The organism is Sulfurimonas sp. HSL3-1 (genome assembly GCF_039645995.1).
GTDB lineage: Bacteria > Campylobacterota > Campylobacteria > Campylobacterales > Sulfurimonadaceae > Thiomicrolovo > Thiomicrolovo diazotrophicus.
Genome location: NZ_CP147920.1, coordinates 2447750 through 2464654, shown reverse-complemented (window position 1 = coordinate 2464654; position 16905 = coordinate 2447750). Strand labels below are relative to the sequence as shown.

The following is a 16905-nucleotide window of genomic DNA, read 5'->3' as shown; positions in this document are numbered from 1 at the left end:
CGAGGAGGAAACGATGGCTGAACGAATAGATGGGGTGCGGAAACTCTTCACCTCGAAAAGCGCCAGGGTAGATACGAACCGGGGTGACCTATATTATCAACAACTGTTCGATACGTGTCGGACGCGTTTGGACGCTCTGCGGGAGCAGCCGGCGGTCAACCGGCTCGACTTCGAATCCCTGCTCAGCGACGAGGGGCAGGACCGCCGTGACTTTATGAAATGGGTCAGTGCGGTCACGGCGATGCTGATGCTGCCGCCGATGTTCACGCCGCTTGTCGCGGAAGCCGCCGAACTGATGAACCGCCTGCCGGTTATCTGGCTCGAGCTTCAGGACTGTGCGGGCAACTCCGAAGCGCTGCTCCGCAGCGACGGGCCGAAGATCGACGAGATCGTTCTCGACATCATTTCGCTGGAGTTCCACGAGTCGCTGATGGCACCGGCGGGACACCAGGCGGAGAAACAGCTTGAAGATGCGATGGAGCACTTTAAAGGGAACTACCTTCTCTTTGTCGAGGGCTCCATTCCCGTCGGTGTCGGCAGGGAGTGGTGTACCATCGGTGCCTCCGGCGAGAACTTTCTGGATCACCTGAACCGTGTCGCCGAAGACGCCGCCGCCGTTGTGGCGGTCGGTGCCTGTGCGACCTTCGGCGGTATTCCCGCCGCGGCGCCGAACCCGACGGGAGCCGTCGGGGTAATGGACGTTATCAAGGGCAAACCGGTGATCAACATCCCGGCCTGCCCGGCGAACCCGGCGAATATGGTCGGCGTTGTCCTGCATTATGCCCTCACCGGGCAGGTGCCGGAGCTTGACTCCCTGTTGCGTCCGAAATTCGCGTTCGGATACCGTATCCACGACAACTGCGAACGCCGTGCGCACTTCGACGCGGGCGAGTACGTCGAGGAGTGGGGCGACGAAGGTGCGAAGAACAACTTCTGTCTCTATAAAATGGGGTGTAAAGGACCGATGACCTTTAACAACTGCTCCATTATCCGCTACAACGAAGGGGTCAACTGGCCGATCGGCGTCGGTCGCGGCTGTATCGGCTGTGCCGAACCGGACTTCTGGGACAAATACGCCTATGAGCGGCCGATGGCCAATGCGAATATCAAAGCACCGACCGGCGGTGTCGAAAAGACCGTGGACCAGTTCGGTCTCGGTCTCCTGACGGCGGCGGGTATCGGTATCGGTATTCATGCCGTCGCCAGTGCAGTTGCCGGTAAGAAAGAAGAGGGAGGAGAAGGATAATGAGCAAGAGACATATTGTAGTCGACCCGATTACGCGGATCGAAGGACACCTGCGTATCGAGGCGGTGATTGATGAAAACAACACCATCGTGGATGCCTACAGCTCCTCGACAATGTTCCGGGGGATCGAAACGATCCTTCAGGGGCGCGATCCGCGGGACTGCGGGTTGCTGGCCATGCGTATCTGCGGTGTCTGTACCGGGACGCATTATCAGCGTTCCATCGAGGCCGTCGAGGATGCTTTTGACATTACGATTCCGAAAAATGCACGGATCGTACGTAACCTGATCCAGGGGTCACTGTATGTGCATGACCACCTTGTGCACTTTTACCACCTGCATGCACTGGACTTTGTCGACGTCGTTTCCGCACTGTCGGCCGATCCCGACAAAACGGCGGAAGAGGCACGCAAATGGGCCGCTGTCGCAGGCGTTTCACCGTACACGGACGGCCCGAGCGAGTTCAAAGCGATCCAGGAACGTGTCGCGAAGTTCGTCAAACAGGGCCGGCTGGGGATCTTCGGCAACGGCTACTGGGGGAACAAACATTACAAGCTCACGCCGGAACAGAACCTGATCGGGGTAGCGCACTACCTCCAGGCCCTGGATATTCAGCGTGATATGGCGAAGATGCAGGCGATCTTCGGCGGGAAGAACCCACACCCGCAATCCATCGTCGTCGGCGGCGTCACCTGTGTCCAGGATATTGAGAATCCGGCGCGCATTGCGCTGTTCAAACAGCTGCTGACCGACACGAACAAATTTATCAAGCAGGCCTATCTGCCTGACGTTTACATGGCGGGGACGATGTACGCAGACGAAGCGACGGACTCCAAAGCGACGTTTACGGAACTCATCGGCGGCAAAGGCGTCGGCGGGACCGGCGGCGGTCTGCTCAACTACATGAGCTACGGCGACTTCCGCCTGGACGATACCGGGTTCTACAATGCGAAAACCCTCTTCCCGAGCGGTATTGTCTACGGGGGCGACCTGAGCAAGGTCGAGCCGGTCGACCATGAGAAGATCGCTGAAGACGTCACGCACTCCTGGTACGAGGGGAGCGAACCGCTGCACCCGTACAACGGGCAGACGATCCCGAAATATACGGGCCTCGATAAGCGTGATGACGGCATCGCCTACCTGAAGACAGGGGAAAAGTACAGCTGGATCAAGACGCCGATGTACAACGATACCCGCGTCGAGGTCGGGCCGCTGGCACGGATGATCGTCGGGGTGGCGAGCAAGGACGAGCGGATCACGAAGTACGTGACGAACTTCCTCAAGCGCGGCAACCTGCCGGTATCGGTACTGTTCAGTACCGTCGGCCGTACGGCGGGCCGTGCCATTGAGACTGAACTGATGGCGGATGCGCTGGTGGAGTGGGTCGACGAGCTTGCCGCCAACGCGGCGGCCGGCGACCTGCGCACCTGGACGGAGTTTGACTTCGACAAGGTGAGTGTGAAAACCAAGGGGATGGGCCTGGCCGAAGCGCCGCGCGGATCCCTGGGACACTGGGTCCGCGTTGAGGACGGGAAGGTAGCCAACTATCAGGCCGTCGTCCCTTCCACCTGGAACGCGGGTCCGCGGGACTATAAAGGACGGATGGGCGCTTACGAGGCGAGCCTGATCGGGACCAAGGTCGCCGATCCGGAACAGCCGCTGGAGATCATCCGGACCATTCACAGTTTTGACCCCTGTATCGCCTGTGCCGTGCACGTCGTCGATACCAAGGGCAAATCGCTGGGTGTTTACAAGCTCGACAGCCAGTGCAGTATCTAAGGAGATCCCATGAAATCCGAACGTAAACAGGTTAAGCGGATGACGGGCGCCATGCGCATCATCCACTGGGCCAACGCGATTTCGATGGTGGCTGCCGTGATCACCGGGCTCTACATAGGGCACCCGTACTACCAGACGCTTATCGCCGACGGTGCGGTGGACAAATACGTGATGGCGTGGAACCGGTGGGGGCACTTTATCGTGGCGATCATCTTTGACGTCACCTCCATCGTCGTCGCCTATCTCTATTTTTTCAGCCGTTTCGAGAAGCCGTACAAGAAGCTTATTCCCACCGGCAAAAACATTGCCGAGTTTGGCGAGGTGCTTTTGAACCTCGTCACGCTCAACCGGCGCAAGAAGTTTGATTCGACGCACAGCGACAGTTTCAACACGGTCTATTTTACGATTTTCCACTTGCTCCTGATCTGGATGCTCTTTACCGGGCTGCAGCTCTATGTTCACGGACTGGAGTCCGGCCAGAGTTCGATCGGGGCGTGGTGGCCGGCGCTGCTGCACCTTGCCACCGACTGGACCATCCCGGTAACGGGCGGAACGCTGATGGATGTGCGCATTTCGCACCATGAATCGATGTGGCTCATCCTTACCTGGGTCGCTTTCCATATCTACTACCAGATATGGCGGACGATCTTCTGGAAAGAGGGGGATATCGCCATTGTCTTCGGCGGCAGCAAGTTCGCCAAAGAGCAGGAATCCTAAGCAGCAGGATTTTCCCCCGCGTTCCGGGGCACCCGGGACGTTTTCAACCTCCCAAACTATGCTAAGATAACAAGGTTTCAGCCCCCGCTGAGGGTGTGATGACCGTTCAAAGGACCCCCTATGGCCTTCGTGATGGAACTGCAGAGCAGCTCGTCCCAATTTTACCTGCGTAACTGTATCGCCGGCATTGCCCGTGAATTCGGCGTACCGGCAAAGATTGTCCAGTCAAAAGGGACGCTCTCCTGTGCATTTGCCTCGGAGCACCCGCAACTGGAGGCGTGTGTCGGCGCCATCGCCGAGCGGCTTCCCGCCTCCTGGCATCTCAGCGGCAGCCGGCACTACGAGGCGGCGGGAGAACCGGATACGCTGCCGGAACTGGTCGATGCGCCCCCGCTGGGGCTCGGCCTCTGCCCCGCATGCCAGAAGGAGCTTTTCGATCCTTCGTCGCGCCGCTACTACTACCCCTTCACCCACTGCGCACAGTGCGGGGGGCAGTATGCTTTTTTCGAAGCGTACCCCTTTGAGCGCGCCAACAGCGCCCTCTCCTACCTGCGCCCCTGCACGGCATGCGAATCGGAGCAGGAGACGCACGGCCGCCGGGAGAAGGACCACCTTAACAGCTGCCACGCCTGCGGCGTGCCCGTGCGCCTGGAAAGCGGGGGGCGCGAGCGCTATGCCAATGATGCCGGAAGCTTCAGAACGATGTTCGAGGTGGCGGCCAAGGCCGTCGCCGATGCCAAGTCGCTGCTGGTCAAAACGACGATGGGCTACCGCCGCTTTCAACTGAGCCCCGAGGGACTCGGCAACGCCGTGATCCTGATGATCGATGCGGAGAAGATCACCGACTACCTCTCCCTGATCGGCGAAGAGTTCCATGCGCTGCTGGGCATCGAACGTCCCGTGCTGCATGTGTCGGTCAAAGCCCCGGAGCTTCAGGCGGTTGCCGGCCGCACGGCGGATGTGAAATACCCCGACGACGGCTTTACGATCCTGCTGGCGACGGAGCTGCAGCGCCTGGGGGTGGATTACGTCTACTACGAGGAGGCGGACGCCCGGAGCGACGCGGACCTGCGGATGGAGTATGACCTGGAGCTCTCCTCCCAAAGCGACCAGTACCTCTTTATCAATAAGGATGTCCGTTTCGTCGCCGCCGGCGAGCGGGTGAGTTTCCCGTCGCGCATGGCGCCGGCGTCGCAGACCCTCGGGATGGCGCACGGCCTGGTCGGGGTGCCCGAAGGGGAGAGCGTCGTGTTCGACCGACCGGAGCATTTCGGCAGCGTGACGGTCGAGAATGCCGTCGTGCTGGAGGGGGAGTCGGAGGAGCAGTGGCATACGCATCAGCGCCCCGCCGCCCAGGACGAGGCGTCGTTTATGTCAGTCGTCGCGGAGCACGGCCTTTTCGGGCAGAAGTGCGTCGGCGCCCATTTCGACGACGAACCCTCTTTCCTCTATTATGACGGGCGAAAGGTGATCCGGTTGGTCCCGCCCATCGCCTTCGCACCCGAGGGGCTGTTGGAGAAGATCGCCTCCCTGCGCGAAGGTTCCGACAGGCTGGTACAAAACTTCAAGAAGGGACTGCCCGCTGCCTATGCGCGCGTCGAAGCGCTGCAGGAGCGCAGCGCGACGAGCCTCTTCGAAGCGGCCGCCGCCGTGTTGGAACTGGAGGAGGAAAATTTCTCCGGGGTCAGCAAAGCGGCACTGGGCTTTTACGGGAAGGGCGGGGTGCAGGTCGATACACACGTCAAGGACAACCGTTTCGACCACGCGGCTTTCCTGGCCAGCCTGGTGAGCTACCGCCTGGCAGGGGTGGAGACGGAGATGATCGCCTACTCCATCTTTGAATCTTTCGGCGACTATTTCAACGACCTAATGCAGCAGATCAAAGACAAAACAAAAGCGGAGCATTTTATTCTCTGCGGCGCCCATTTCGCACAGCAGTCACTTTTCAGCCGCATGCAGCGCAACCTGAAGGCCACGCCCCCGCTGATGAACGTCAACTACCCCATTGGCAGGGAGAATGCCGTTGTCGGCTGCGTCTACCTCTAAACGCCTTCGGTTCCGAATCCGCGGCATCGTCCAGGGTGTCGGTTTCCGCCCCTTCGTTTACCAGCTCGCCGTCCGAGAAGGGGTGGGAGGCCATGTGCTCAACGACGGCGACGGCGTTGAAGTCGAGGTGGAAGGTCCCCCGGCGTCCCTGGAGGCGTTCGAGAGGGCTTTGACGGCATCCCCGCCGCCGCTGGCGCGGATCGATGAGGTGCATCGCGACGTCCTGGCTCCTCTCGGCGAAACGGCCTTTGCTATCCGGGGCTCCGAGAGCAGTGCGGCAAAAACGATGGTCTCGCCGGACATGGCCGTGTGCGATGCCTGCGCCGCCGAGCTTTTCGACCCCGCGAACCGCCGTTACCGCTACCCGCTGATCAACTGCACCGACTGCGGTCCGCGCTACAGCATCATCCGCGCACTTCCCTATGACCGGCCGCAGACCTCGATGGCCCCTTTTGCCATGTGCCCGCAGTGCGCGCACGAGTATAACGACCCGGCTAACAGGCGTTATCACGCCCAGCCGATCAGCTGTTATGAGTGCGGCCCGCACCTTGCCCTGACCGATCCCTCGGGTGCGGCGATCGGGACGGAGCACGAGAGCATCGACAGGGCAGCGGCGCTGCTTGCCGACGGCCAGATCGTCGCGGTCAAAGGGCTGGGGGGCTTTCACCTGATGTGCGATGCGACGAACGGCGCCGCCGTGGCGCGCCTGCGCGAGCGCAAAAGGCGCCCGAGCAAACCGCTGGCCGTGATGTTCCCCTCCCTGGAGATGATCCGGGAGGCCGCGGCGCTGAGCGACGCGGAGGAGCGGCTCATCCTCTCTAACACACGTCCTATTGTCGTCGTGCGGAAAAAAGCGGCGCTTGCTTTTGGGGAGCCGATTGCCCCGGGCATCGACCGCATCGGCGTCTTTCTGCCCTATACGCCGCTGCACCTGCTCCTGATGGACCGATTGCAGCAGCCCGTCGTCGCCACAAGCGCCAATATCAGCGAGGAGCCCATTCTCACCGACGCGGTACAGGTGCGGGAGAAACTGGGCAGTGTCGTCGACGCGGTGCTGGACGTCGACCGGGAGATCGTCAACGCCTGCGACGACAGCGTCGTGACCGTGGCCGGCTCCCGCACGCTGATGTTGCGGATGGCGCGGGGGTATGCCCCCAGAAGCCTGCCGCTGTCTTTTGAAGCACCGGGCAGGATCCTTGCCGTCGGAGCCAATCAGAAGAGTACGATCGCGCTGGGATTCGATAAAAACATCGTGCTCTCACCGCACATCGGGGACCTCGTCTCCGTCGACGCCTTTGAGTATTTTGAGCGCACCCTCGAAACGTTCAAACGTTTTTACGCCTTCGAACCCGATATCGTCGTCTGCGACCTGCACCCGGGGTATGAAACGACCAAGTGGGCGGAAGCGTTCCACGCGGCGCATCCCGGCACGGCGCTTGTGCGGGTGCAGCACCATTATGCCCACGCGCTGGCCTGCATGGCCGAATACGGGCTGGATGAGCCGGTGCTGGCGTTCTGTTTCGATGGCACCGGATACGGGAGCGACGGGACGCTCTGGGGCGGCGAGGTGCTTCTGGCCGATCCGCAGCGTTTTGAACGGGCATACCACTTCCGCCCCTTCCGGCTGCTCGGCGGGGAACAGGCCGTGCGGGAGCCGAGACGGGTGGCGTTATCGCTGTTATTCGAGTGTTATAGCCTTGAGGACGTGCTTGCGATGGCGCATCCGACCGTCGGGAGTTTCACACCCGAGGAGATCAGGACGCTTCATACCATATGGCAGCGCGGCCTGAATGCTCCAGAAAGCAGCTCCGTCGGCCGCCTTTTTGATGCCGTGGCGTCACTAACGGGGTGCGCGCAGACCCTCGGCTACGAGGGCGAAAGCGGAATGCGGCTGGAAGCGGCGGCCGGGACGGTGCTGCCCGGGGAATTTGCCTTCGCCGTGGAAGAGGGGGTGATCGACTGGGAGCCGCTGCTGCGGCAGACACTTGAAGCCCCCGCCCGGGCGGCGGCGGGACTGCACGCGGCGCTCACCGGAGTGATCACTGAGATTGCGCAGCGCCATCCCGGCATGCCGGTGATGCTCAGCGGGGGCGTTTTTCAAAACCGGACACTGATGGCCATGGCCTGCGACGCCTTGGAAGAGCTCGGGATCCGCTATTATGTCCAGCGCGATACGCCCGTCAACGACGGTGGCGTCGCCCTGGGGCAGCTTTACCATGCACTGTACCGACAAGGAGGGAAGGAATGAACCGTATCGCACTGATCGGATCGGGAAACGCGTTTTTCAAGGATGAGGGAATCGGGCTTTACGCGGCCAAATACCTCAAAGAGAACTACACCTTCGAACCGGGCGTCGATATCGTCGACGGCGGGACGCTCGGGTTTGGGCTGATGCCGCTGCTGCAGGAGTATGACGAGGTGCTGATCGTCAATACGGCTTCGGACGAGGATGTGCCCGCCGGCACGGTGACCGTGCGCGACTGCGATACCTTTTTGGAGGGATCGCTCATCAAAAAAACGGCCAACGAGGTGGAAATAGCGGAGATGCTGCAGATCTGTTCGCTGACGGGTAATATGGCCGAAACCTCTGTCATCAGCATCGTGCCCGACGACATCATCTCCGTCGAAGTCGGGCTCTCCGCGCCATTGCGCGCCGCCTGGGAGCGCTACATTGAAACGATAACGGCGCGTTTGGCCCACGCCGGCGTCGTCTGCACAAAGCGATCGGACGACGGCGTGACCCTGGAGACGATCCTTGAGACCTTCGCCGCCCCCAGCGTCGCCCTGGGGCGGGGCTTCTAGGAGACGCCGGAGGCCTGGAAGGCTTCGATAACCTCCGCGAGGGAGCTGGCGGGTTCGCGCCGCTGCACGTCAATGCCGGCGGTTTGCAAAATTTTCAGTGCGCTCTCGACATAGCGTTCGAACGCGGCGGTGAGGGAGGGTGAAAGCCCGATGCGCACTTCCACGCGTTCGGGCACGATTCCCAGTACACTCGATTCGGGCTGCGGCCTCCCCATCAGCTCCAGCATGTCAAGGCACTGGATCACCCCCACTTCATGCGCGCCCCCGTTTCCCAGACCGTAACCGGTGAGCTCGGACGCCGGGATATGATAGATGCTCCCCGCGTCGTCGTCGATGTCGATCGCGTCGAGGATCAGCACCCGTTCGTGCTCGATAAAGACGTCGAGGAGATTGATCCCCTCGACCCCGCCGTTGATGATGCGTACTGAAGGCTCAAAGCGGTAGTTGGCATCGAGGTAGGCCGCGGCGTAGACGGCGATGCCGTCGTCATTTTCGAGAATGTTGCCGACCCCCAGGACGGCGGTGGTCGCTTGAATCATTCGTGCTCCTTGAAGTAGTAATCGATCAGCAGCCGCTCCCGTTCGGAGGCGGGGTGGTTGAACTTGAACTCCATCTCCTTGAGATAGAGGGGAAAGCTTTCGTCGCATACACCCCGGTAACGGAGGATGTTCACTTCAAAGTATTCCCAGAAGCGGACGATGTTGTTATGCCGCGAGGAGATCTTGATAAGGCGGCTCTGGCGCCGGAAACGGGCGAACTCCTCCGCGTAGACGGATTCGAGGTCATCTTCGATGAACTGGTTGCGAAACTGCTGCAGGGAGGGCATAACGATCGTGTAGAGATGCCCCTCGTAATCGAAGGTGAGAAAGTTGTGGGCATCGAACACGGCGTTTTTGCGCCGCTTTTTGGCCCGCTCCAGGTAGAAATACTCCTCGTATTCGCAGGAGAGGTGCCGTCTCGTCTCGTATTCATCCTCGCAGATGCGGGCGCACAACTGCCTGAACTGTCCGAAATAGCGGTGGACCGAGACGTAGGACAGTCCCAGCGCTTCGGCGGAGACGCTGGCATTTTCGTCCCGGGAGAAGCTCGCGATGAGCGTTCGTACCTTCGCGACGCGCGCGGGACTGACTTTTCGGCGGCAGCGCCCGCACTTGTACCGGCCGTCTCCCAGACGGTAAATACTTCCTTGACAGTAGGGACAGTGTTGAAGCGTTGACATCCTTCGCCTTTCCCGGTTCCAAAGCTATATAAGAGTGACGTTTTTTTAGTTTAATTTTACATAACAAGACTATAATTAATATAAAACTGAATACTTATTCATTTGCAGAAAGAAATACGCAATGAAATCGGTAGGATGCCTGCGCCCCCAGGAGCGCTGCCGCTGTGGAGATTCGTCGGAATACGGATGAGCGGCGCGGGCGGAAATCCTCAGTCTTTTTTGGCAGTTTCGTCGGTATCATCCTCGATGATCACCGGTGTTTGTTTCTTTATGAGAGAATACCAATACTATGAAAGGGCCCGGGTTATGACGGGTTGAGAAGGAGAAAATATGTGTAAAGATTGCGGCTGCAGTGTGACGGAACATTCACACGGACACCATCATGATCATGAGCACGATCATGACCACCACGGGCATTCGCATGCCCATCAGGCGGCGCACGAGACGCTGCACCATAATCCGCAGCTTAATGACAAGAAGACGATCGATGTGATTACAAAGATCCTGGACAAGAACGATCACGAAGCGGGCCATAACCGTGCCCACTTCGACGACCACGGGGTGCTCTCCATCAACCTGATGAGCAGTCCGGGCAGCGGGAAGACGACCCTGCTGGAGCAGATGGCGGAACGTGCCCCTTTCCGCTTCGGCGTGATCGAGGGGGACCTGGAAACGAGCCGGGATGCCGAGCGCATCAAGGCTAAGGGGGTACCTGCCTACCAGATCCAGACGGGCAGCGCCTGCCACCTCGATGCGTTCATGGTGCACGAGGGGCTGCACGACATGCCGCTTGATGACCTGGATGTCTGTTTTATCGAGAACGTCGGCAACCTCGTTTGTCCGGCCAGTTATGACGTCGGTTCCCACCTGAACATCGTACTCGTTTCCGTGCCCGAAGGGAGCGACAAGATTGAAAAGTATCCTGTCATGTTCCGGCAGGCGGACCTGGTGCTGATCACGAAAACCGACCTGCTTCCCTATTTTGACTACGACATCGAACATGAAAAGGCGGAGGCGCGCAAGATCAAACCGGGCGTCGATATCCTGGAGGTCAGCATCAAAGACGAAGCGTCCGTGCAGCGCGTTATCGAGTGGATCGAGTTCAAACGCAGGATGAGGAGCTAAGATGTGTCTCTCTATCCCTTCAAAGGTCGTTTCCGTCGACCGTGAGAAAAACAGTGCCGTGGTCGATACAATGGGTGTCAAGCGCGAAGCGGGGCTGGACCTGATGGAAGAGGGCAGCGTCAACATAGATGATTATGTCCTGATCCATATCGGTTTCGTGATGAACAAGATCGATGAGGAGGACGCGCTCGAATCACTCAAGGTCTACCACGAGATCCTGGCGAAGATGGACGAAGAAGAGCGCTCGCGTGTCGTCCTGGAGGATGACAACTGCGAGAACAGGGGTGCACCATGAGCGAACTGAAACTCAAAGACCTTTACGACGGGTTCAGAGACCCCGCCACAATCCGGATGCTGGCCGCACAGATCGGGGAGGAGGCGAAAGCGCTGCACGAACCGCTGCGGATCATGGAAGTGTGCGGGGGCCATACGCATACGATTATGAAATACGGTCTGCCGCAGCTGCTGCCGGACAACATCGACTTTATTCACGGCCCCGGCTGCCCGGTCTGTATCATGCCCAAAGAGCGGATTGACCACGCCATCGCGCTGGCACGGATGGAGGATACGATCCTGGTGACCCTGGGCGATATGATCCGCGTGCCGGGATCGCAGAGCTCCCTGGCCGCCGAACGGGCTGCGGGGCGTGATATCCGGCCGCTCTATACGCCGATGGACGCGCTCAAGATCGCCAAGGAAAACCCTGACAAGCGGGTGGTCTTTTTTGCGATCGGGTTTGAGACGACGACGCCGATGACGGCAGCGCTGCTGCACGCGGTAGTTACCCAGAAGGTCGACAACCTCTATTTCCATATCAACCATGTGCTCGTGCCGCCGGCGATCGACGCGATCATGAGCGACGGCCAGGCGAAGATCAACGCCTTTATCGGGCCTTCGCACGTCAGCGTCATCACCGGGGCGAAGATCTACGCGCCGCTGCCTCAGAAGTACGGCACCCCTGTCGTCGTATGCGGTTTCGAACCCGTCGATGTGATGCAGGGGATCCTGATGGCTGTACGGCAGCAGAAAGAGGGGCGCGCCGAACTGGAGATCGAATACTCCCGTTCGGTGACGATGGAAGGCAACGTTAAAGCCCAGCAGCTCATTGACATGTATCTGCAGCCGCGCAGCCATTTCCGCTGGCGCGGGATCGGGGATATTCCCGACAGCGCTCTGGAGCTTCGGGACGAATTTGCGTATCTCGATGCGGAAAAAGTGTTCGCAGAGGTGCTGCCGACGGAACCCATCGACGACCATAAACTCTGCATCTGCGGCACGATCCTCAAGGGGCTCGCGAAGCCGATGGAGTGCAAGGTCTTTGGAACGGCCTGTACCCCGAACAGCCCTTTGGGCAGCTGCATGGTCAGTTCGGAAGGGGCGTGCAACGCCTACTACCGCTATGCGGGGGTGCTCGGATGAAACAGGTACAACTCAGCCACGGCGGGGGCGGCGAAGAGACGAACAAGCTCATCCACGACCTGTTCTACCGCCATTTCAAAAACGACATCCTCATCAAGGCCGAGGATGCGGCGGTGCTGCAGACGCAGGGGAAGATCGCGTTCACGACGGACAGCTTTACGGTCAGCCCGCTCTTTTTCGAGGGGGGTGACATCGGGAAGCTGGCGGTCGCCGGCACCGTCAACGACCTCTCTATGATGGGCGCGAAGCCGCTCTATCTCAGTTCGGCCTTTATGATCGAAGAGGGCTTCGCATTCGAGGAGCTGGAACGCATTGTTGAAAGTATGGCCAAGGAGCTGGAAAAGTCCGGGGCGAAGATCGTCTGCGGAGATACCAAGGTCGTGCCCCGGGGAAGCGTCGACAAACTCTTTATCAATACGGCGGGTATCGGCGCGGTCATGCGTGAGGGGATCTCCTCTCAGGCGATCAAAGAGGGCGACGTGATCATCGCATCGCGCGATATCGGACGCCACGGGGCGACGGTGCTGATGGCCCGTGAGGGGCTGGAGGTCAGCGCCGATCTCGGCAGCGACTGCGAAACGCTCTGGCCCGCCGTCGAGGCGCTGCTGGCGGAAAACATCTCCGTCAGTGCCCTACGCGACGCGACCCGGGGCGGTTTGGCCGCCGTCTTGAACGAATGGGCGGAAAACAGCGACGTCTGCCTGGAGATCGAGGAGGCCGCGATCAAGGTCAGCGATGAGGTGCAGGGGATCTGTGAAATGTTCGGGTTCGAAGCGACGGACCTGGCCAACGAGGGGACCTTCGTTGCCGCCGTCGCGCCGATGCACGCGGCCTTTGCCGTGAGCGCACTGCAGCGGTTCGGGTTCTGCCGCGACGCGGCGGTGATCGGCCGGGCGACGACGCAGTACCCGGGCAAGGTGGTGCTGCACTCCGCGTTCGGCAGCCGCCGTTTCCTCGATCTCCCTAAGGGCGAACTGTTGCCGAGGATCTGTTAGGAGTTTGTTATGCATGATGTAACGAAGTGGTGCAGCAAAGCGGAACTGCGCAATAGAGTGAGCACAAATGGAGTAGGCGTAGCCGAGGACAATATCAATACTCTGCATGGAGTTTTTCATGCATGAGTATTCCGTTGTACAGGCTTTATTGGAACAGGTGGAGAAGCACGCTGCGGAGCATGAGGCGGAGCGTGTGACGAAGGTGATCGTCAAAATCGGGGTCATGAGCGGCGTGGAGCCGCATCTGCTCGAGATCGCCTTCAACACGTTCAAGGAGCGGACCGTCTGCGACGGGGCAGATTTCGTGATGGACATTCAGCCCGTCACCTTGACCTGCCGCCAATGCGGGAGCCGAAGCGAGCTGGAGAAGGTCTGGTACCGCTGCCCTGCATGCGAAAGTCTGGAAGTCGACGTCGTTGACGGCGAAGAGATGTATCTGATGAGTTTGGAAATGGAGTAGACCATGCAGGAGATCTGGGAAAACTATATGAAACCGGTGGATGGAAACCCTGCGACCGTGGCGTTCAATGCCGAGGTGGCCGATGCGCTCCCCAACGATGCGCTGGGATACGTGGGCTTTCTCAAGCTCCGTTTGAACACGGCCACGCCCGAAGGGTTCGTCGTTGAGAGCGAAGCGGACATGGTCAAGGAGATCGAGGACCGGCTGGAGATGGAGGCGCTGCGTTACCGCGTCGGCAAATATGTCGGGCGTATTGTGACGGGGGGCGAGGTCCATTTTGTCTATTACCTCAAATTCGATTTTGAATGGCCCGACGTCATTGCCGCCACGATGGGCGCTTTCACGGATTACACCTACGAATCCGGTTCCCGGCTCGATACGGAGTGGGAGGTGTACCGCAAACTCCTTTTCCCTACGGACCGGGAGTGGCAGCTCATCCAGAACCACCACACCTGCGATCGGCTTAAAGCCGCCGGCGACAATCTCCGCATCCGGCGGGCGATCGAGCACCGGGCCTTTTTTTCAAAACATGAGGGGCGTGAGCGCTTCGTCGAGCGTATCAGTACCGAAGGCTTCAAAGTGCAGGCTGATGCTCCACCGGAGGAGGTCAGCCCGCCGTTCGGGGTTCAGTTTTACCGCATGGACGCACCGTATTACTACGATATCGATGCGGTAACGCTTCAGATCATTGCCTGGGCGGAAGCCTTCGAGGGGCAATACGACGGATGGGAAACAAGTTTGGTAAAACAGTGATTTTTTCGTCATTAGGACGGAAGTTATCATACAATAAGAGCAAACAGAAGGAGCTACGATGAAACGCGAAGAGTTGCTTGAACAGCGGGATGAACTTGAGCTGCCGGATACGGCGGGACTGAGTCGACGCGATGCGCTTAAACTGATGGGGATCTCCCCGGTGGCGGCGTCGGTGCTGGCCTCGACCGCGCCGGCAGCTTCAGCGGAAGCCGTCGATGTGAAGGGGAAGATCCTTATCGTCGGCGGCGGATCCGGTGCGATCATGGCCCTGGCGCGGCTGCACCGCGCCATTTCGGACCCGGATATCACGATTATCGCACCCAACGAGATCCACCTCTACCAGCCGGGACAGATCTTTATGGCCGCGGGGCTCTATACCCATGAGGATATTGTCAAGCCCAACAGCGACTTTATCCCCGATGACGTGACCTGGATCAAGGATGAAGTGGCCAGCTTTGACCCGGACAACAACCGGGTAACGACCCGCGGGGGCGAAGAGGTCGCCTACGACTATCTGGTCGTTGCGACGGGCATTGTCTGCCACTACGACGCCATCAAAGGGCTCACCGAGGACGATATCGGTACGCACGGCATCTCCAGCGTCTACCTGAACAACCCCGAAGCTGGGACCGCCAAAGGCGGGGAGATCACCTGGGAGTGGTTCAACGATCTCAAAGCAGCCGCGAAGAACGGTAAACCGAAGGTCATCTATACCCAGCCCAACACGCCGATCAAATGCGGCGGCGCCCCGCAGAAGATCCTCTACCTCAGCGCCGACTACCTGAAGAAGGAGGGGCTGTCTGCCGATTACGCCTTTACGACGTCGTTCCCGAACCTTTTCTTCCTGAAACCGATCGCCGACGCGCTGGGCGAGGCGCAGAAACGCTACGACAGTATCACCAACTACTTCAGCCACCACCTTGAATCGATTGACGTAGAGGGCAAGGTCGCCACCTATATCCATGCGTACGATGAAGAGGTGTACGACGAGGATTTCGACACGTATGAAACGGTGAGCAAATCCGACAGGATCGAGATGCCTTACGACTTTATCCATATCGTGCCGCCGATGAGCCCGCCGGATGCCGTGGTCAACTCCCCGCTGGCCGGCGGCGACGGGTGGCTCGAAGTGGACAAATATACGCTGCAGCACCCCCGCTTCCCGAATGTCTTCGGCATCGGGGACGTCTGCGGTATCCCGATGGGGAAAACCGGCGGATCGGCGCGGCACCACGGTCCGGTGCTGCAAGACAACCTCCTGGCGGTCATGCAGGGCAAAACGCCCAAAGAGAAGTTCGACGGCTATACGGTCTGCCCGCTGAAAACCGAGTACGGCGAAATCATCATGGCCGAGTTCAACTACGAGGGATTCGCACCGACGATCCCGTTCCTGGCACCGGAAAAACCGCGCGTGATGTGGTGGTATTTTGACGTGTACATGCTCAAACCGATGTACTGGTACCTTATGCTGAGGGGGCTGATGTAGCCTTTGCCCCCTCGGGCATGCAAAGTTAATGAAAATTGGTGTATAATGTGCCATGAATAACACACGGATTGTGGCCAAAAAACAGTTTGGTCAGAATTTTCTGAAAGATCAGAGCGTTTTGCGCAAGATCATCGAAGCGATGCCCGACAGCGACAGAAGAGTTGCGGAGATCGGGCCTGGCTTAGGTGATTTAACTAAGTTTTTAGTTGATGTCAAAAGCGTCGATGCTTTTGAGGTCGATACCGATCTATGCAAGCACCTGAATGAAGTTTTCACGGATGAGATCACTACCGGTCGATTGACGCTGCACTGCGGCGACGTCCTCGAGCACTGGAAGAGTGAGCTGCTTGATGTTCCGTACGAGTTGGTGGCGAACCTGCCATATTACATCGCGACGAACATTATCCTCAAAGCCCTCGCCGATCCGAAGTGCGAATTTCTGCTTGTTATGGTTCAGCGTGAAGTCGCGGAGAAGTTCTCCGCCTCACCTGGAGAGAAAAATTTTGGTGCACTCAGTGTGATAGCCCAGAGCGTGGCAGAGGTCAGTATCCTCGTCCATGTCCCGCCCGAAGCGTTCGCGCCGCCGCCCAAAGTCGATTCTGCCGTCCTGCTCATGAAAAAAACGGCGAATCGGGCATCGGATGCGTTTGAACAGATGCTCAAAACGGCATTTGCCCAGCCGCGCAAAACGTTGCTGAAAAATCTCTCCGCACGCTACGGTAAAGAAGAGGTCCAGGCCGCACTATCCTCTCGCGGCTACCCCTCTACCGTTCGCCCTCACCAGATCTCGACAGCAGACTATCACCAACTCTATACACAATTACATTAACAGTGACGCCCGAGGGGCGTACTGCAAGGA

General features: G+C 59.3%; 16 protein-coding genes. 14 read left to right on the top strand and 2 right to left on the bottom strand.

The features are described 5' to 3' along the window. Positions 1-13 precede the first annotated feature (13 nt). The 6 genes from WCY31_RS12600 to WCY31_RS12575 all read left to right on the top strand — a co-directional run bounded on the left by WCY31_RS12600 (position 14) and on the right by WCY31_RS12575 (position 8589). Positions 14-1246: a hydrogenase small subunit gene (locus tag WCY31_RS12600; protein ID WP_345972674.1), complete on the top strand. Its 1233-nt coding sequence runs from the start codon at positions 14-16 to the stop codon at positions 1244-1246. After that, positions 1246-3024 (top strand): nickel-dependent hydrogenase large subunit, encoded by a 1779-nt coding sequence (locus WCY31_RS12595; protein WP_345970131.1) that lies wholly within the window; start codon positions 1246-1248, stop codon positions 3022-3024. The genes WCY31_RS12600 and WCY31_RS12595 overlap by 1 nt, the downstream gene beginning before the upstream one ends. A gap of 9 nt (positions 3025-3033) precedes the next feature. Next, entirely contained in the window at positions 3034-3741 is a 708-nt protein-coding gene (locus tag WCY31_RS12590; protein WP_345972672.1) for a cytochrome b/b6 domain-containing protein, read from the top strand. Positions 3742-3861: 120 nt separating this feature from the next. Continuing rightward, positions 3862-5787 carry a hypothetical protein gene (locus tag WCY31_RS12585; RefSeq protein WP_345972670.1) on the top strand — a complete coding sequence of 642 codons (1926 nt, stop codon included), beginning with the start codon at positions 3862-3864 and terminating at the stop codon, positions 5785-5787. Beyond that, positions 5765-8035 (top strand): carbamoyltransferase HypF, encoded by a 2271-nt coding sequence (hypF, locus tag WCY31_RS12580; protein ID WP_345972668.1) that lies wholly within the window; start codon positions 5765-5767, stop codon positions 8033-8035. The genes WCY31_RS12585 and hypF overlap by 23 nt, the downstream gene beginning before the upstream one ends. Next, positions 8032-8589 (top strand): hydrogenase maturation protease, encoded by a 558-nt coding sequence (locus WCY31_RS12575; protein ID WP_345970125.1) that lies wholly within the window; start codon positions 8032-8034, stop codon positions 8587-8589. The genes hypF and WCY31_RS12575 overlap by 4 nt, the downstream gene beginning before the upstream one ends. Here the strand turns inward: WCY31_RS12575 and WCY31_RS12570 are convergent. Beyond that, entirely contained in the window at positions 8586-9128 is a 543-nt protein-coding gene (locus WCY31_RS12570) for a hydrogenase maturation protease (RefSeq protein ID WP_345972666.1), read from the bottom strand. The genes WCY31_RS12575 and WCY31_RS12570 overlap by 4 nt on opposite strands. Beyond that, entirely contained in the window at positions 9125-9808 is a 684-nt protein-coding gene (locus WCY31_RS12565; RefSeq protein WP_345972664.1) for a hypothetical protein, read from the bottom strand. Before WCY31_RS12565 ends, WCY31_RS12570 begins: the two co-directional genes overlap by 4 nt. A gap of 330 nt (positions 9809-10138) precedes the next feature. On the opposite strand from WCY31_RS12565, the gene hypB reads away from it, so the two are divergent. The 8 genes from hypB (at position 10139) to rsmA (ending at position 16875) form a co-directional block, all read left to right on the top strand. Then, positions 10139-10933 (top strand): hydrogenase nickel incorporation protein HypB, encoded by a 795-nt coding sequence (gene hypB / locus WCY31_RS12560; protein ID WP_345970122.1) that lies wholly within the window; start codon positions 10139-10141, stop codon positions 10931-10933. A 1-nt stretch (position 10934) separates the two neighbouring features. Continuing rightward, positions 10935-11228 carry a HypC/HybG/HupF family hydrogenase formation chaperone gene (locus tag WCY31_RS12555; RefSeq protein ID WP_345972662.1) on the top strand — a complete coding sequence of 98 codons (294 nt, stop codon included), beginning with the start codon at positions 10935-10937 and terminating at the stop codon, positions 11226-11228. Beyond that, positions 11225-12352, top strand: a complete 1128-nt coding sequence (hypD, locus tag WCY31_RS12550; RefSeq protein ID WP_345972660.1) for a hydrogenase formation protein HypD — start codon at positions 11225-11227, stop codon at positions 12350-12352. The genes WCY31_RS12555 and hypD overlap by 4 nt, the downstream gene beginning before the upstream one ends. Next, complete coding sequence (gene hypE / locus WCY31_RS12545) at positions 12349-13347, top strand: hydrogenase expression/formation protein HypE (protein WP_345972658.1); 999 nt, start codon at positions 12349-12351, stop codon at positions 13345-13347. Before hypD ends, hypE begins: the two co-directional genes overlap by 4 nt. Positions 13348-13465: 118 nt before the next feature. After that, positions 13466-13807 (top strand): hydrogenase maturation nickel metallochaperone HypA, encoded by a 342-nt coding sequence (hypA, locus tag WCY31_RS12540; protein ID WP_345972656.1) that lies wholly within the window; start codon positions 13466-13468, stop codon positions 13805-13807. Between the two features lie 3 nt (positions 13808-13810). Beyond that, complete coding sequence (locus tag WCY31_RS12535) at positions 13811-14560, top strand: DUF695 domain-containing protein (protein ID WP_345972655.1); 750 nt, start codon at positions 13811-13813, stop codon at positions 14558-14560. A 58-nt stretch (positions 14561-14618) separates the two neighbouring features. After that, positions 14619-16046 carry an FAD/NAD(P)-binding oxidoreductase gene (locus WCY31_RS12530; protein ID WP_345972654.1) on the top strand — a complete coding sequence of 476 codons (1428 nt, stop codon included), beginning with the start codon at positions 14619-14621 and terminating at the stop codon, positions 16044-16046. 52 nt (positions 16047-16098) lie between these two features. Next, positions 16099-16875: a 16S rRNA (adenine(1518)-N(6)/adenine(1519)-N(6))-dimethyltransferase RsmA gene (gene rsmA / locus WCY31_RS12525; protein WP_231019467.1), complete on the top strand. Its 777-nt coding sequence runs from the start codon at positions 16099-16101 to the stop codon at positions 16873-16875. The last annotated feature ends 30 nt before the right edge of the window (positions 16876-16905 follow it).

Coding starts and splice junctions, on each gene's coding strand:
- WCY31_RS12595 (WP_345970131.1), top strand. CDS start 1,246: ATGAGCAAGAGACATATTGTAGTCGACCCGATTACGCGGATCGAAGGA.
- hypA (WP_345972656.1), top strand. CDS start 13,466: ATGCATGAGTATTCCGTTGTACAGGCTTTATTGGAACAGGTGGAGAAG.
- WCY31_RS12530 (WP_345972654.1), top strand. CDS start 14,619: ATGAAACGCGAAGAGTTGCTTGAACAGCGGGATGAACTTGAGCTGCCG.
- WCY31_RS12565 (WP_345972664.1), bottom strand. CDS start 9,808: ATGTCAACGCTTCAACACTGTCCCTACTGTCAAGGAAGTATTTACCGT.
- rsmA (WP_231019467.1), top strand. CDS start 16,099: ATGAATAACACACGGATTGTGGCCAAAAAACAGTTTGGTCAGAATTTT.
- WCY31_RS12600 (WP_345972674.1), top strand. CDS start 14: ATGGCTGAACGAATAGATGGGGTGCGGAAACTCTTCACCTCGAAAAGC.
- hypD (WP_345972660.1), top strand. CDS start 11,225: ATGAGCGAACTGAAACTCAAAGACCTTTACGACGGGTTCAGAGACCCC.
- WCY31_RS12555 (WP_345972662.1), top strand. CDS start 10,935: ATGTGTCTCTCTATCCCTTCAAAGGTCGTTTCCGTCGACCGTGAGAAA.
- hypB (WP_345970122.1), top strand. CDS start 10,139: ATGTGTAAAGATTGCGGCTGCAGTGTGACGGAACATTCACACGGACAC.
- WCY31_RS12585 (WP_345972670.1), top strand. CDS start 3,862: ATGGCCTTCGTGATGGAACTGCAGAGCAGCTCGTCCCAATTTTACCTG.
- WCY31_RS12590 (WP_345972672.1), top strand. CDS start 3,034: ATGAAATCCGAACGTAAACAGGTTAAGCGGATGACGGGCGCCATGCGC.
- hypE (WP_345972658.1), top strand. CDS start 12,349: ATGAAACAGGTACAACTCAGCCACGGCGGGGGCGGCGAAGAGACGAAC.
- WCY31_RS12570 (WP_345972666.1), bottom strand. CDS start 9,128: ATGATTCAAGCGACCACCGCCGTCCTGGGGGTCGGCAACATTCTCGAA.
- WCY31_RS12575 (WP_345970125.1), top strand. CDS start 8,032: ATGAACCGTATCGCACTGATCGGATCGGGAAACGCGTTTTTCAAGGAT.
- WCY31_RS12535 (WP_345972655.1), top strand. CDS start 13,811: ATGCAGGAGATCTGGGAAAACTATATGAAACCGGTGGATGGAAACCCT.